Origin of the sequence: Agromyces aerolatus (assembly GCF_031432255.1) — a bacterium.
Lineage (GTDB): Bacteria > Actinomycetota > Actinomycetes > Actinomycetales > Microbacteriaceae > Agromyces.
In genome coordinates, this window is record NZ_JAVKGQ010000017.1 from 1 (window position 1) to 12,990 (window position 12,990).

The following is a 12,990-nucleotide window of genomic DNA, read 5'->3' on the forward strand; positions in this document are numbered from 1 at the left end:
CGGCTTCCGGGGGGGGGGGGGGGGCGCCGGGGGCGGGCCGGCGCGGCTGGCGCAACCGGCACCGCCGGCACGGCCGAGCGGCCCGGCCACCGGTCGGCTCGAGGCGCACGTCACGGGCCGACGCGGCGGCCTCGACTTCGACCTCGCGGTGTCGCTCGAGCCGGGCGACGTGCTCGCCGTGCTCGGCCCGAACGGCGCCGGCAAGTCGACGCTGCTCGAATGCCTCGCGGGTCTGCTCCTGCCCGCCGGCGGACGCATCGAACTCGACGGCCGCGAGCTCTTCAGCGCCAGCGCGCGTCGCAGCACGCCGCCGGCACGCCGGGGGATCGGGCTGCTCGGGCAGGAGCCGCACCTCTTCCCGCACCTCAGCGCACGCGACAATGTCGCGTTCGGTCCGGCGTTCGGTCGCCACGGTGAACGGATGTCCCGGGCGCGCGCCCGTACCGAAGCCGACGCCTGGCTCGACCGAGTCGGCCTCGAAGGGCTCGGCGATCGGCGTCCCCGGCAGCTCTCGGGAGGCCAGCAGCAGCGCATCGCGATCGCCCGGGCGCTCGCCGCACGCCCCTCGGTGCTGTTGCTCGACGAGCCGCTGGTCTCGCTCGACGTCGAGGTCGCTCCGGAGATCCGCAGGGTGCTGCGCGAGCAGCTGCGCGCGACGGGGACGTCGGCCGTGCTCGTGAGTCACGAGGTGCTCGACGCTGTGGCGCTCGCCGACCGCATCGCCGTCGTCGACCACGGCCACATCGTCGAGACCGGCCCGACCGCGGCCGCACTGCACTCGCCGCGCACGCCCTTTCTCGCGGCGCTCGCCGGCGTGAACCTCGTGGTCGGCGTCGCAGCGGGCGGGCGGGTCGTCGCGGGCGCGCACGCGTTCGCCGGTTCCGCCGCCCCGCTTGCCGATGGCCGGCGCGCCGCCGCGGTGTTCCGTCCGGCGTCGGTCATCGTCGCGACGACCCGTCCCGAGGGGACGAGCCTGCGCAACATCTGGCGTGACCGCATCCTCGCCATCGAGCCCGCTGCGGGCGGGGCCCGTCTCCGATTCGCTGCGCCGGCGCTTACCGCCGACGTCACCGCCGCCGCGCTCGCCGAGCTCGAACTTCGGGAGGGCGACGCCGCCTGGCTCGCCGTGAAGGCCTCCGAGGTTCGCCTGCACGCCCTCGACTGACCCACCACCGCCCGCCGCGGCCACCACCACCGCCCGCACCGCTGCCACCGCTGCCACCGCCCCCACCGCCCGCACCGCCCGCACCGCCCGCACCGCCCGCACCGCCGCGCCCCGTCCACGCCCTGCCGCCCCCCCGTCCACCCGCCACCCCCGCGGAGTGTGTGTTGGAGGGCGAAAAGTGGGTCGGAGGTCGTGCAGGAGCGACCTCCAACACACTTTTCGCCCTCCATCGTGTTCAGCCGGGTGGTTGTGGGGGTTCGGCGCGGTGGTGCTCACCCGCACTGACCACGGCGGCGGAGGCGGTCGTCTTCGCCGCGGATTGTGTGTTGGAGGCCGAAAAGTGGGTTGGAGGTCGTGCAGGAGGGACCTCCAACACACTTTTCGTCCTCCAACGCGCAAACCGTCCTCCGGCGTGTGGCTGCGTCGCTCGGAGGCAAGGCCCCTCCGGTGCACAGGCTCGTGGATAGGATCGGCGCATGTCTGACGACGCGGTCCAGCAGGCGAAGGCGGCGGCGGAGGCGGCGGCAGCCGCGGCCGAAGCGCTGCAGGTGCAGGCGCAGGAGGCCATTCGCAAGGCCGAGGAGGCGGCCGCGCTCGCGCAGGCCGCGATCGATGCGCAGCGTGCTGCCCAGGGTGCGGGCTCGTCCGCGGCTCCGGATGCCTCGGCCACGGGCCACACCGCCGGCGCATCACCGCAGCCCGGTGCACCCGCTGACCCTGAGGCATCACCGCAGTCCGGGGCTTCGACTGTGCCCGGGCCGTCGGCTGCGTCCCCGGCAGCGGCTGCGCCGGAGGCATCGGCTGCGCCAGAGGTCTCGGCTGCGTCCGGGACTCCGGCTGTGTCCGGGGCGTCCGGGACTCCGGCGGCGTCCGAGGCATCCGCCCAACCGGCCGCGACCGCCGGCCCCGAGGCATCCGCTCACCCCGGCGCATCCGCCGTGCCCGAGGCATCCGCTCGCCCCCAGCCCGAGGCATCGGCCCCCGGGCAGGCGACCGTGCCGCTCGACGCGCCCGCACCCGGCGAGGCGACCGCGACGCCCGGGCCGCTCGACCGGGCCGCGGTCGACGCGGTCCGCACCGGCTACCTGTTCGACGGGCCAGCGCTCGAGCTCGGTGCGCTCGTGAACGGCGACGTGCTGCCGGGTGTGCCGGTGCGTATCCCGATCGCGATGACGAACCGGCACGGGCTCGTCGCGGGGGCGACGGGAACGGGGAAGACGCGCACGCTGCAGCTCCTCGCCGAGCAGCTCTCGGCGGCGGGCGTCGCCGTGTTCGCGGCGGACATCAAGGGCGACCTGTCGGGCATCGCCGAACCCGGCGCCGCCAACGAGAAGCTGCTCGCACGCACCGCAGGGATCGGGCAGACGTGGACGCCCGCGAGCTTCCCGGTCGAGTTCTTCTCGCTCGGCGGGCGGGGGCGCGGGGTGCCGATCCGGGCGACCGTCGCCGGGTTCGGGCCCGTGCTGCTCAGCAAGGTCCTCGGGCTGAACGACACGCAGGCCTCGAGCCTCGCGCTCGTGTTCCACTACGCCGAGGACGCGGGGCTCGGGCTGCTCGACCTCGCCGACCTCCGGGCCGTGCTGCAGTACCTCGTGAGCGACGAGGGCAAGGGCGAGCTCGACGGGCTCGGCGGGCTGTCGAAGGCCACCGTCGGCGTGATCCTGCGCGAGCTCGTGGTGTTCGCCGAGGCCGGAGCCGACGTGTTCTTCGGCGAGCCCGAGATCGACACCGCCGAGTTCCTGCGTGCAGCGCCCGACGGGCGCGGCGTCGTGAGCCTCCTCGAGGTGCCGGGCGTCGCCGACCAGCCGGCGCTGTACTCGACGTTCCTCATGTGGCTGCTCGCCGACCTGTTCAACGACCTGCCGGAGGTGGGCGACCTCGACCGTCCCAAGCTCGTGTTCTTCTTCGACGAGGCGCACCTGCTGTTCGCCGACGCGTCGAAGGAGTTCCTCACCCAGGTCGTGCAGACCGTGCGGCTCATCCGCTCGAAGGGCGTCGGCGTGTTCTTCGTCACGCAGACCCCGAAGGATCTGCCCGCCGACGTCCTCGCGCAGCTCGGCTCGCGCGTGCAGCACCAACTGCGGGCGTTCACGCCCGACGACGCCAAGGCGTTGCGCGCGACCGTGTCGACCTATCCGACGTCGCAGTACGACCTCGAGCAGGTGCTCACATCGCTCGGCACCGGCGAGGCGGTCGTCACGGTCATGAACGAGAACGGTGCGCCGAGTCCGGTCGCGTGGACCCGGTTGCGGGCGCCGCAGGGCAGCATGTCGCCGGCCCCGGATGCCTCGATCGACGCCGCCGTCAGGGCTTCGCCGCTGCAGGCGAAGTACGGCACGGCGGTCGACCGGGAGTCGGCGCACGAGCTGCTGACCTCGCGCATGAACGCTGCGGCCGCCGCAGCGCAGGCCGCCGAGGAGGCGGAGGCCCGCGCGAAGGCCGACGCGGAGTACACGAGACAGCAGGACGCCATGCGGAAGCAGGAGGAGCAGGCGGCCAAGAAGGCGCAGGCGGAATACGACCGGATCCTGAAGCGCACCGGCGGGACGTCCCGGTCCCGCTCGGCCGGGTCCAAGCGGTCGACGGCCGCGTCGGGTTCGGTCATCGAGCAGGTGCTCGGCTCGAAGGCGGCGCGCGACATGCTCACGGGCGTCGTCGAGGGCATCTTCGGGACGAGGCGCCGCCGGTGATGCGGCCGGCAGACGGCGTGCGGGGTGTGCCCGGCGGGTCGGTGCCGCCGGGCGCGGGCGGGATCGCATCGGCGCGGGCGTGCGCGTGCGCGCGGGCGCGGGGCGTGGTCGTGTCGGCGGCGGGCGGGGCACGTTCGTGTCGCCGGTGAGCTCGCCGCTCGCGTTGGAGATCCGGCCCTACCGGCCCGCCGACCGCGACCAGGTCGTGGCGATCTGCGTGCTCACCGCGGCGGGCGGGGGAGATGCGACCGGCGTCTACTCGGACGACGCGCTCATGCCCGAGGTCTTCGCGCTGCCATACCTCGCCTACGCGCCCGAGTTGGCGTTCGTCGTCGCCGAACGCGGGCGGGGCGCCGATGGCGGTGCCGACGCCGGTGCCGGCACCGCGGCCGAGGGACGTGTGCTCGGCTACATCCTCGGCGTCGCCGACACGGCCGACTTCATCGACTGGTACGCACGCGAGTGGGCGCCGGGCTTCCGGGCGAGGCATCCGTCACCCGGAGCACCCACCGGCGCGAACCCGGCGTTCACCGAAGCGGAGCTCGTCGCCGCGGGCGGCGACCCGGAGCGTATGCGCATCGCCGAGCTCGATGCGTATCCGGCGCATCTGCACATCGACCTGCTGCCCGAGCTGCAGGGTCAGGGCTGGGGCCGCCGGCTCGTCGCGACGCTCTGCGACGCGCTCGCCGCGCGCGGCGTGCCGCGCGTGCACCTCGGTCTCGACCCGGCGAACCGGGGCGCGCGGGCGTTCTACGAGCGGCTCGGCTTCCGCGAGCTGCCGTCGAGCCGGCCGGATGCTCCGCTGCTGGGGCTCGCGACTCGGTGAGCCGCAGACCGGGGACGACGCCGTCGTCAGTCGTCGGCAGGATTCGGCGAGGTGCGGTGTGTCGCTGCCGTGCGGCGGCGTGTTGCCGGACGCTGCCGACGACTCGCGACGCGTGGCCGGTGATCAGGCCGCGTCGGGCGTCTTGGCCGGTCGCCGTAACAGTCCTTGCTCGAACCAGTACAGGAGCTTGGGGTCGCTCGCGCGCAGCTCGCCCACGGTGACCGGCGTCGGCCGCACGATCTGTTCGACGCCGAGCGAGGCAGCGACGGCGTCCATCGACTCGTCGTCCCAGAACGCCCCGCGCATGCGCAGCAGGCAGCGGCCGTCGCGGCCGACGAGGAACAGCTGCGGCGTGGTCTCATCGCTGGCCCGCCGGTAGGTGTGCAGCCGCACGACCGACACCACGTCGCGCGCGGCGACCGAGTTCGTGCCGCCGAAGAACCCCCGCTCGACCAGCCCGTACGGGCTCACCGAGATCTCGGTGCGGCGGTAGCGGATGATCACGTACACCGCGAGGATCGCCACGATCACGATCGACCAGGCGAGCGCCCACCGGGTGCCCGGGTTGAACTGCTGCTCGGACCAGACCGCGATGCCGATCATCGGCAGCGCGATGAGCGCCGACTGCAACGCGAAACGCCCGAACAGCGAACGTCGGGGCCGAACGGTCAAGACCTTCAGCCCATCCCCGCTGACTCGCTCGCCTTCCGGCCCGTCGCTCCCGACCGCTTCGACGGAGCCCGTCGAGCCCCACCGATCTCCCCGCATTGCCACCCCTGACATCTCTCACATCATGCGGATGCATCGGTGCCCGGCGCTATTCGGCATTAAGGGGGACAGGGGGTGCTGGGCCCCAGATCTGGGGTGGTGGAAGACTGCGGCGTTGCGCGGCGCCGCAGATATGCTCGCTGAAATTGGGTGTCTGTTGTCCGGATACTGAGAGGGAACAATGGAGTTCGAAGACCGGCTTTCCGCGCTCGCGACGAAAGTCAAGAATCAGGCGGCCGCGATCGGGACCGAGGAAGCGACGAAGAACGCCTTCGTCATGCCCTTCATCTCGACGATTCTCGGCTACGACGTGTTCGATCCGCTCGAGGTCGTTCCCGAGTTCACTGCGGATGTCGGGATCAAGAAGGGGGAGAAGGTCGACTACGCGATCATGCGCGACGGCGAGGTGCAGATCCTCATCGAGTGCAAGGCGTCGATCGGCGTGCCCAAGGTCGAGCACGCCTCGCAGCTCTTCCGATACTTCTCGACGACGAATGCGCGGATCGCTGCACTGACGAATGGCGTCGTCTGGCAGTTCTTCACGGACCTGGACGCGCCGAATCGTATGGATGCGAAGCCGTTTCTCGTGCTGGACCTTCTCGACATCGATGAGACTCTGCTTACAGAGGTGCAGAAGCTCAGCAAAGACAGCTTCGACCTCGAGTCGATCATCAATGCAGCCGAGGAGCTGAAGTACGTTGGCGCGCTCAAGCGTGAGATCGCAGCGGAGTTTCGGGCGCCGAGTGATGAGTGGATCAAGTTCTTCGCCACGCGCGTGTACGACGGTGCATATACCCAGCGCGTACGTGAGCAGTTCACCGGCTTGGTGACGAAGGCGTCTCGTCAGTTCTTGACCGAGAGTGTGAACGATCGGCTGAAGACTGCGCTCGGTGCCGGAGCGGGGGTGCGTCCCATGGAGGAAGTCCCGGCGGTGACCAGCGAGCCGGTCGCGGAGAGCGACCTGGACCGAGACACCGAGATCGAGACGACGCTCGAAGAACTCGAGGGGTACCAGATCGTCAAGGCGATCGCGTGCGGTGAGACCAAACCTCAGCGCATCACTCACCGCGACGCGAAGAGCTACTTCGCCGTGCTCCTCGACGACAACAACCGGAAGCCGATCGCCCGCTTGCACTTCAACGGTCGCCAGAAATACCTCGGCCTCCTCGACGCGGAAAAGACCGAGACGAGGCATCCGCTCGACTCGCTCGACGAGATCTACGAGCACGCGGACGCCATTCGTGAAGCGGTGGTGCGATATCGCTAGAGGCGGTGTGAGTTGATCGGCAGCGGGCGAACGCGGATGTGGCCCCGGCCGATCGATACGACCGCGCCATTCTGAAGATCGCCGACCACCGAAGGGAGGTTGGCAACCAGGACCGCTCCCTGGTCGGTTGGCGTCAAATGGTCGGACGACCTGAGGAGCAACAGTGAAGGTGCCGTGCCGCCGCTGAGGGCGAGGAGCGTCGCGAAGTCGCTATCTGCTGAGACGATGGTTGCGCCAGTGTCAACGGCGAATTCTGAGATCTCCACGTCCGAAGCAGTGAGGAGATCGACCGCTCCGACATGCGTCGCATCGAAACCGCCGAGACGGAGCATTTCGGCGACGGTCGGCGAAAGGTTCGCGTCGACCAGTAACTTCATGCGGCAACAAAAGGCAGCTCGCGCGGAACGTTCTCTGCCGCAAACGCGAGAACCGCGAGCACGTCATCGCGCTCGAGATACGGGTAGTCCGCAAGAAGCTGATCAATCGTGCGACCCGCGGCGAGCTGACCGAGTACAGCCGACACGGTGACACGCGTGTTTCGCACGGTGGGAGCGCCCGCCATGCGTGATGGATCAGCCGAGATCCGGTCCGAAATCATGAGGCTAGTGTACGACCCGCGCTACGAGCGGCGACGAGATTGCTCATCCGACAGAGATCCAAGTTCTGTTATATAACTGAAGTGTGAAACAATTTGGGGCGCTGAGCGATCCGATCCGGTTGCGAATGGTGGAGCAGCTCGCGGAGCGGGATGCGACGGCGGGGGAGCTGAGCGCGGTCGCGGGGGAGGAGTACGGGGTGAGTCAGCCGGCGGCGTCGCGGCACCTGCGGGTATTGCGCGAAGCCGGGCTGGTGAGCGCGCGCGTCGACGGGTCGCGCCGCATCTACCGCCTCGAACGCGACGCCGTCGAGGAGATCGGGGAGTGGGCGGATCATCTCCGGGCGCTCTGGGCGACGTCGTTCTCCGCACTCGGCACCGAGATCTCGCGCGGAGCCCGACGCCGGCAGGAGAGCGGGCGTTCGGAGTGACCGGGACGACGAAGGAAACCGCACGATGAACATCGCCAGCCAGATCAACGAGGTTCTGCGGCACGTCGAGTTCGGTGAGTCGGGCAATGTGATCACGCTGCAACAGACGTTTCCGACGAGTGTCGACGACCTCTGGGATGCGTGCACGACCCCAGCGCGTCTGGCCCGATGGTTCGACGGCGAACTCCGCGAAGGCGGTCGCTACCGCATGGCCGACAGCGGCACCGTCGGAACGATCCGGACCTGCGACGCGCCGCGAGAGCTCATCATCACGTGGGAGCACGGAGACGACGTCTCGCTCGTGACCGCCGCGTTCGAGGAGGCGCCCGGCGGCCGGTCGGCCACGCTCACGGTCCGCCACCACGGCGAGGACAACGAGTACTGGCGCGAGTACGGACCCGCCGCCGGTGGGGCGGGCTGGGATGCCGCCTTTCTGGGCCTCGTCATGCTGCTCGACGACCCCGACACGTTGCTCGACGAGGTCGCGACGCTCATGCGTTCGGCCGACGGCGAACGGTTCACGGAACTGGTCGTCAGCGAGTGGTCGCGTGCGCACCAGCGTGCCGGGGCGGCAGCCGATGAGGCTGATGCCGCCGCAGGCCGCGCGGCGGAGCTCGAGCGCGAGATGTGGGCGGCTGACGCCTGAAGGCCAGTGATGCGGGTGAGCCCCTCACTCGGACCGGGAAAGTCCGGGTGAGGGGCTCATTTGGCGGAGGATGGGGGATTCGAACCCCCGAGGGCTTTCACCCAACACGCTTTCCAAGCGTGCGCCATAGGCCACTAGGCGAATCCTCCGGGCGGACAGCACGTGCGCTCGCACGCGATGACCTCAGGACATGCTACCGGACCGCGCCGGTCGTTTCGTGCACGCACACCCGCGCGGGCGCCCTGCCGATTCGGGATGGACCACCGGGGCGGGTACACTTGACGACGGCCCCTCACGTGGCGCCATCCAGGCCAACTCCCCCAGGTCGGAGACGAAGCAAGGGCAACCGGGCTCTGGCGGGTGCGTGAGGGGTCTTCGCATGCCCGGGCCTCCCCTCGGCGGATCGTCGTCACTATTCGCGGGTTGCCGGGCGTCGGAACCCGCGAAACGTGACGGCAACCAACGCTCGTGCCGGCCGACGGCACGGCGCAGCACGCGAGATACTTCAGCGTCGAGGCATCCGCCCCGGGCTTTGCGGGAACTCGCATGGTCGGCCGCCCGCCCGCGAATAGGGTGGAACCCGTGGCGCACAGCATCTACCTCTGCTCCGCCGAGGGGAACACCGGGAAGTCGACCGTCGCACTGGGCGTGCTCGAGACCCTGACCAGGCGCGTGACCCGCGTCGGCGTGTTCCGCCCGGTTGCCCGTTCGACCGAAGAGCGCGACTACGTGCTCGACCTGCTCCTCGCGCATGAGGCGGTCGTGCAGCTCGACTACGAGGAGGCGGTGGGCGTCGGCTACGACGACGTGCACGCCGATCCCGAGGGCGCGCTCGCGACCATCGTGCGCCGGTTCAAGGCGATCGAGGCGCGCTGCGACGCGGTGGTCATCGTCGGCACCGACTACACCGACGTCGGCAGCCCCACCGAGCTCTGGTTCAACGCGCGCATCGCGGCGAACCTCGGCGTGCCCGTGCTGCTCGTCCTCGGCGGCCGCGCACCCGAGGGGCGCGGGCACTCCGAGCAGCTCGGCGACGAGGCCGCACGCACGCCCGACGAGATGGCGCAGCTCACCGAGCTCGCGGTCGACGAGCTCACGCGCGAGCACGCGACACTGCTCGGCATCGTCGCCAACCGCGCCGATCCCGACCGGCTCGACGAGATCGTCGACGCGGTGTCGCACGCGGCCCGCACCGAGGTCGCCATGTCGCGCACCGACACCGCCGACGGCGTGCACGTGTGGGCGATTCCCGAGGACCGCTACCTCGTGGCGCCGTCGATGCGCACGATCATGCACGCGGTCGACGGTGAGCTGCTGTCGGGCGACAGCGAGTTGCTGAACCGCGAGGCGCTCGCCGTCGTGATCGCCGCGATGGCCATGGAGAACGTGCTCGCGCGGCTCATCGAGGGCGCGGTCGTGGTGATCCCCGGCGACCGCAGCGAGGTGCTGCTCGGCGTCCTCACGGCGCACGCGTCGGCGACGTTCCCCTCGATCTCGGGCATCGTGCTCGTCGGCGGGTTCCCGCTGTCCGAGACGGTCGAGCGGCTCATCGAGGGGCTGCGGGCGCAACTGCCGATCATCCGCACGGAGCTCAGCAGCTATGCGACCGCGGTCGCGATCACGCAGGCTCGCGGCCGGCTCGCGGCGGAGTCGCAGCGGAAGCGCGACACCGCGCTCGCGCTGTTCGAGCAGCACATCGACGCGCAGCGGCTGCTCGACCTGCTCGACGTCGCCCGGCCCGACGTGATCACGCCCATCATGTTCGAGTACCAGCTGCTCGAGCGGGCCCGCGGCGCGCGCAAGCACATCGTGCTGCCCGAGGGCTACGACGATCGCATCCTGCGGGCGGCGGCGACGCTGCTCGCGCGCGAGGTCGCCGACCTCACGATCCTCGGCGAGGAGATCGAGATCCGTTCGCGCGCGATCGGCCTCGGCCTCGACATCTCGAAGGCGACCGTCATCTCGAGCTACGACCCGGTGATGTCGTACAAGTTCGCCGAGGAGTACCGCAAGCGCCGCGCGCACAAAGGCGTCACGCTCGAACAGGCGCGCGAGCGCGTGCAGGACGTGTCCTATTTCGGCACGATGATGGTCGAGCTCGGCCTCGCCGACGGCATGGTGTCGGGGGCCGCGCACACGACCGCGCACACGATCCGGCCGTCGTTCGAGATCATCAAGACCCGCCCCGACGTCGACGTGGTCTCGAGCGTGTTCCTGATGGCGCTCGCCGACCGCGTGCTCGTGTACGGCGACTGCGCGATCGTGCCCGACCCGACGGCCGAGCAGCTCGCGGACATCGCGATCTCGTCGGCGCAGACGGCGGCGCAATTCGGCATCGAGCCGCGGATCGCGATGCTGTCGTACTCGACCGGGGAGTCGGGGTCGGGTGCCGACGTCGACAAGGTGCGGACGGCGACCGCGCTCGTGCGCGAGCGTGCGCCGGAGCTCGCGGTGGAGGGACCGATCCAGTACGACGCGGCGGCCGATGCGGCGGTCGCGCGCACCAAGCTTCCGCAGTCGGATGTCGCGGGGCGTGCGACGGTCTTCATCTTCCCCGACCTCAACACCGGCAACAACACGTACAAGGCGGTGCAGCGCTCGGCGGGTGCGGTCGCGATCGGGCCGGTGCTGCAGGGGCTGCGCAAACCGGTGAACGACCTGTCGCGCGGCGCGCTCGTGCAGGACATCGTGAACACGGTCGCGATCACGGCCATCCAGGCGGCCGAGGGTGCGGGCGAGCGCCCATGAGCGTCGTCCTGGTCGTGAACTCGGGTTCGAGCTCGTTCAAGTACCAGCTGATCGAGGTCGACACGTCGCGCACGCTCGCGAGCGGACTGGTCGAACGCATCGGCGCCGCGGGCGGGCGGGCACGGCACGTCGACGGCGAGGGGCGGGCGGATGCCTCGTCCGAGCACTCGGCCGACGGCCCCGGATCGTGGGAGCGCGAGGTCGACGTGCCCGACCATTTCGCGGCGTTCGAGGTCATGCTCGCGGCGTTCGCCGAGCACGGCCCGTCGCTCGAGCGGCATGCGCCGGTCGCCGTCGGGCACCGGGTCGTGCAGGGCGGCGCGAGGTTCTTCGAGCCGACGATCATCACCCCGCTCGTGAAGATCAACATCGATGAGCTGTCGGCGCTCGCGCCGCTGCACAACCCGGCCAACCTCGCGGGCATCGACGCCGCGCAGCGAGCCTTCCCCGATGTGCCGCACGTCGCGGTGTTCGACACGGCGTTCCATCAGACCATGCCGCCCGCGGCATATACCTACGCGATCGATCGGGAGGTCGCCGCGAAGCACCGTATCCGGCGGTATGGGTTCCACGGCACTTCGCATCAGTACGTGTCGCGTGCGGCGGCCGAGTACCTGGGCCGGCCGATCGACGACCTGCGCATGATCGTGCTGCACCTCGGCAACGGCGCGTCCGCGTGCGCGGTGTCGAGTGGCCGCTCGGTCGAGACGAGCATGGGCATGACGCCGCTCGAGGGGCTCGTCATGGGCACGCGCTCGGGCGACCTCGACCCGGCGATCCTGCTGCACCTGCAGCGTCGCGCCGACCTCTCGGTCGGCGACGTCGATCGCCTGCTGAACTCGCGCAGCGGCATCCTCGGTCTCGGCGGTCACGCGGACATGCGCGACCTGATCGAGGCGGCCGAGTCGGGCGATGCGGATGCCGCGCTGGCGCTCGAGGTCTACACGCACCGCGTGCGCGCGTACGTGGGGGCGTATGCGGCGCAGCTCGGCCGGGTCGACGCGATCGTGTTCACGGCCGGTGTCGGCGAGAACGCGGCGCTCGTGCGCGAGTGGTCGCTTGCCGGCCTCGAGGGGTTCGGCGTCGAGCTCGACCCCGAGCTGAACCGGTTGCGCGCGCCGGGCGCGCGTCGCATCTCGACGGATGCCTCCCGCACGGCGGTCCTCGTCATCCCCACCGATGAGGAGCTCGAGATCGCGCGGCAGACGGTCGCGGCGACGACCCCGCCGCCTTCGCCGGCCGGGTAGCGCACGACCGCTGGTCGAGTAGCGCGCGCCCGCTGGTCGAGTAGCGACCGACCGCTGGTCGAGTGGCGGCCGACCGCTGGTCGAGTAGCGAGCGAGGGACGAGCACGTGTATCGAGACCCGGTGACCCGGTCTCGACACGCTCGCCGGCGCGGAGCTCACTCGACCGCCGATGGGCGTGTTCCACTTCGCGGGGCGACGCGGGCGGATACCTCGGGCGGACGCCGCCCCCGTCACCGCACGAGGCGCGCGCAGTCGATGCAGAGCGTCGCGGTCGGCCGGGCCTCGAGGCGCGCGACCATGATGGGCTTGCCGCAGCGTTCGCAAATGCCGTACGTGCCGTCGGCGAGCCGGCCGAGCGCGCGGAGCACCTCGGCGAGCTCGGACTCGGCGTCCGCGAGCACGGCGGTGCGCTGCGACCACTCCTGGGTCATCGTCGGGCCCTCGGGGTCGTGCTCGTCGTCGGCGTTCGCGTCGGATCGTGCGACGCGGACCTCGGCCATGCCCTCACGATGCTCCGCGAGCCGGTCTTCGGCCTCGCGTCGTTCGGCGAGCAGCGCGACCTCGAACTTGGCGATGCGTTCGGGGGTGAATGTCCTGGTCATGGTC

Annotated in this window: 12 protein-coding genes, 1 tRNA gene and 1 other RNA gene; 9 read left to right on the forward strand and 5 right to left on the reverse strand. The window is 70.8% G+C overall.

Features of this window, described 5'->3' with window-relative positions; all coding sequences use genetic code 11:
• Positions 1–148 precede the first annotated feature (148 nt).
• The 3 genes from RH864_RS16490 to RH864_RS16500 all read left to right on the forward strand — a co-directional run bounded on the left by RH864_RS16490 (position 149) and on the right by RH864_RS16500 (position 4,681).
• Positions 149–1,165 carry a sulfate/molybdate ABC transporter ATP-binding protein gene (locus tag RH864_RS16490; protein ID WP_310518667.1) on the forward strand — a complete coding sequence of 339 codons (1,017 nt, stop codon included), beginning with the start codon at positions 149–151 and terminating at the stop codon, positions 1,163–1,165.
• Positions 1,166–1,641: 476 nt separating this feature from the next.
• Entirely contained in the window at positions 1,642–3,855 is a 2,214-nt protein-coding gene (locus RH864_RS16495) for a helicase HerA-like domain-containing protein (RefSeq protein ID WP_310518668.1), read from the forward strand.
• Positions 3,856–3,934: 79 nt separating this feature from the next.
• The gene (locus tag RH864_RS16500; protein ID WP_310518669.1) at positions 3,935–4,681 is read left to right on the forward strand and encodes a GNAT family N-acetyltransferase; all 747 of its coding nucleotides are present in this window, start codon (positions 3,935–3,937) and stop codon (positions 4,679–4,681) included.
• 123 nt (positions 4,682–4,804) lie between these two features.
• Here RH864_RS16500 and RH864_RS16505 read toward each other — a convergent pair whose 3' ends face one another.
• A complete protein-coding gene (locus tag RH864_RS16505; protein WP_310518670.1) occupies positions 4,805–5,353 on the reverse strand; it encodes a hypothetical protein in 549 nt (182 codons plus the stop codon).
• Between the two features lie 277 nt (positions 5,354–5,630).
• On the opposite strand from RH864_RS16505, the gene RH864_RS16510 reads away from it, so the two are divergent.
• On the forward strand, positions 5,631–6,716 hold the full coding sequence (locus tag RH864_RS16510; RefSeq protein ID WP_310518671.1) for a type I restriction endonuclease: 1,086 nt from the start codon (positions 5,631–5,633) through the stop codon (positions 6,714–6,716).
• On the opposite strand, the gene RH864_RS16515 is transcribed toward RH864_RS16510, so the two are convergent.
• Together RH864_RS16515 and RH864_RS16520 are read right to left on the reverse strand one after the other, a co-directional pair.
• A complete protein-coding gene (locus tag RH864_RS16515; RefSeq protein WP_310518672.1) occupies positions 6,713–7,093 on the reverse strand; it encodes a DUF5615 family PIN-like protein in 381 nt (126 codons plus the stop codon). The genes RH864_RS16510 and RH864_RS16515 overlap by 4 nt on opposite strands.
• Positions 7,090–7,314, reverse strand: coding sequence for a DUF433 domain-containing protein (locus tag RH864_RS16520; protein WP_310518673.1), 225 nt, complete (start codon positions 7,312–7,314; stop codon positions 7,090–7,092). The genes RH864_RS16515 and RH864_RS16520 overlap by 4 nt, the downstream gene beginning before the upstream one ends.
• An 83-nt stretch (positions 7,315–7,397) precedes the next feature.
• Between RH864_RS16520 and RH864_RS16525 the strand changes: the two genes are divergently transcribed.
• The gene (locus RH864_RS16525) at positions 7,398–7,742 is read left to right on the forward strand and encodes an ArsR/SmtB family transcription factor (protein WP_310518674.1); all 345 of its coding nucleotides are present in this window, start codon (positions 7,398–7,400) and stop codon (positions 7,740–7,742) included.
• A 25-nt stretch (positions 7,743–7,767) separates the two neighbouring features.
• The gene (locus tag RH864_RS16530) at positions 7,768–8,388 is read left to right on the forward strand and encodes an SRPBCC domain-containing protein (protein ID WP_310518675.1); all 621 of its coding nucleotides are present in this window, start codon (positions 7,768–7,770) and stop codon (positions 8,386–8,388) included.
• A gap of 61 nt (positions 8,389–8,449) precedes the next feature.
• On the opposite strand, the gene RH864_RS16535 is transcribed toward RH864_RS16530, so the two are convergent.
• Positions 8,450–8,537: transfer RNA gene (locus RH864_RS16535), tRNA-Ser, on the reverse strand.
• A gap of 134 nt (positions 8,538–8,671) precedes the next feature.
• Between RH864_RS16535 and ffs the strand changes: the two genes are divergently transcribed.
• The 3 genes from ffs to RH864_RS16550 all read left to right on the forward strand — a co-directional run bounded on the left by ffs (position 8,672) and on the right by RH864_RS16550 (position 12,383).
• An RNA gene (gene ffs, locus RH864_RS16540) (signal recognition particle sRNA small type) lies at positions 8,672–8,768 on the forward strand.
• Positions 8,769–8,970: 202 nt separating this feature from the next.
• A complete protein-coding gene (gene pta, locus RH864_RS16545) occupies positions 8,971–11,136 on the forward strand; it encodes a phosphate acetyltransferase (RefSeq protein ID WP_310518676.1) in 2,166 nt (721 codons plus the stop codon).
• The gene (locus RH864_RS16550) at positions 11,133–12,383 is read left to right on the forward strand and encodes an acetate/propionate family kinase (protein WP_310518677.1); all 1,251 of its coding nucleotides are present in this window, start codon (positions 11,133–11,135) and stop codon (positions 12,381–12,383) included. The genes pta and RH864_RS16550 overlap by 4 nt, the downstream gene beginning before the upstream one ends.
• Before the next feature lie 231 nt (positions 12,384–12,614).
• Here the strand turns inward: RH864_RS16550 and RH864_RS16555 are convergent, their stop codons facing one another.
• Positions 12,615–12,986, reverse strand: a complete 372-nt coding sequence (locus tag RH864_RS16555; protein ID WP_310518678.1) for a TraR/DksA family transcriptional regulator — start codon at positions 12,984–12,986, stop codon at positions 12,615–12,617.
• Positions 12,987–12,990 lie beyond the last annotated feature (4 nt).

What these genes read in the sequence shown, in the direction of transcription:
- RH864_RS16555 (WP_310518678.1), bottom strand. Translation starts at nt 12,986, where the DNA reads ATGACCAGGACATTCACCCCCGAACGCATCGCCAAGTTCGAGGTCGCG.
- RH864_RS16520 (WP_310518673.1), bottom strand. Translation starts at nt 7,314, where the DNA reads ATGATTTCGGACCGGATCTCGGCTGATCCATCACGCATGGCGGGCGCT.
- RH864_RS16510 (WP_310518671.1), top strand. Translation starts at nt 5,631, where the DNA reads ATGGAGTTCGAAGACCGGCTTTCCGCGCTCGCGACGAAAGTCAAGAAT.
- RH864_RS16550 (WP_310518677.1), top strand. Translation starts at nt 11,133, where the DNA reads ATGAGCGTCGTCCTGGTCGTGAACTCGGGTTCGAGCTCGTTCAAGTAC.
- RH864_RS16515 (WP_310518672.1), bottom strand. Translation starts at nt 7,093, where the DNA reads ATGAAGTTACTGGTCGACGCGAACCTTTCGCCGACCGTCGCCGAAATG.
- RH864_RS16530 (WP_310518675.1), top strand. Translation starts at nt 7,768, where the DNA reads ATGAACATCGCCAGCCAGATCAACGAGGTTCTGCGGCACGTCGAGTTC.
- RH864_RS16495 (WP_310518668.1), top strand. Translation starts at nt 1,642, where the DNA reads ATGTCTGACGACGCGGTCCAGCAGGCGAAGGCGGCGGCGGAGGCGGCG.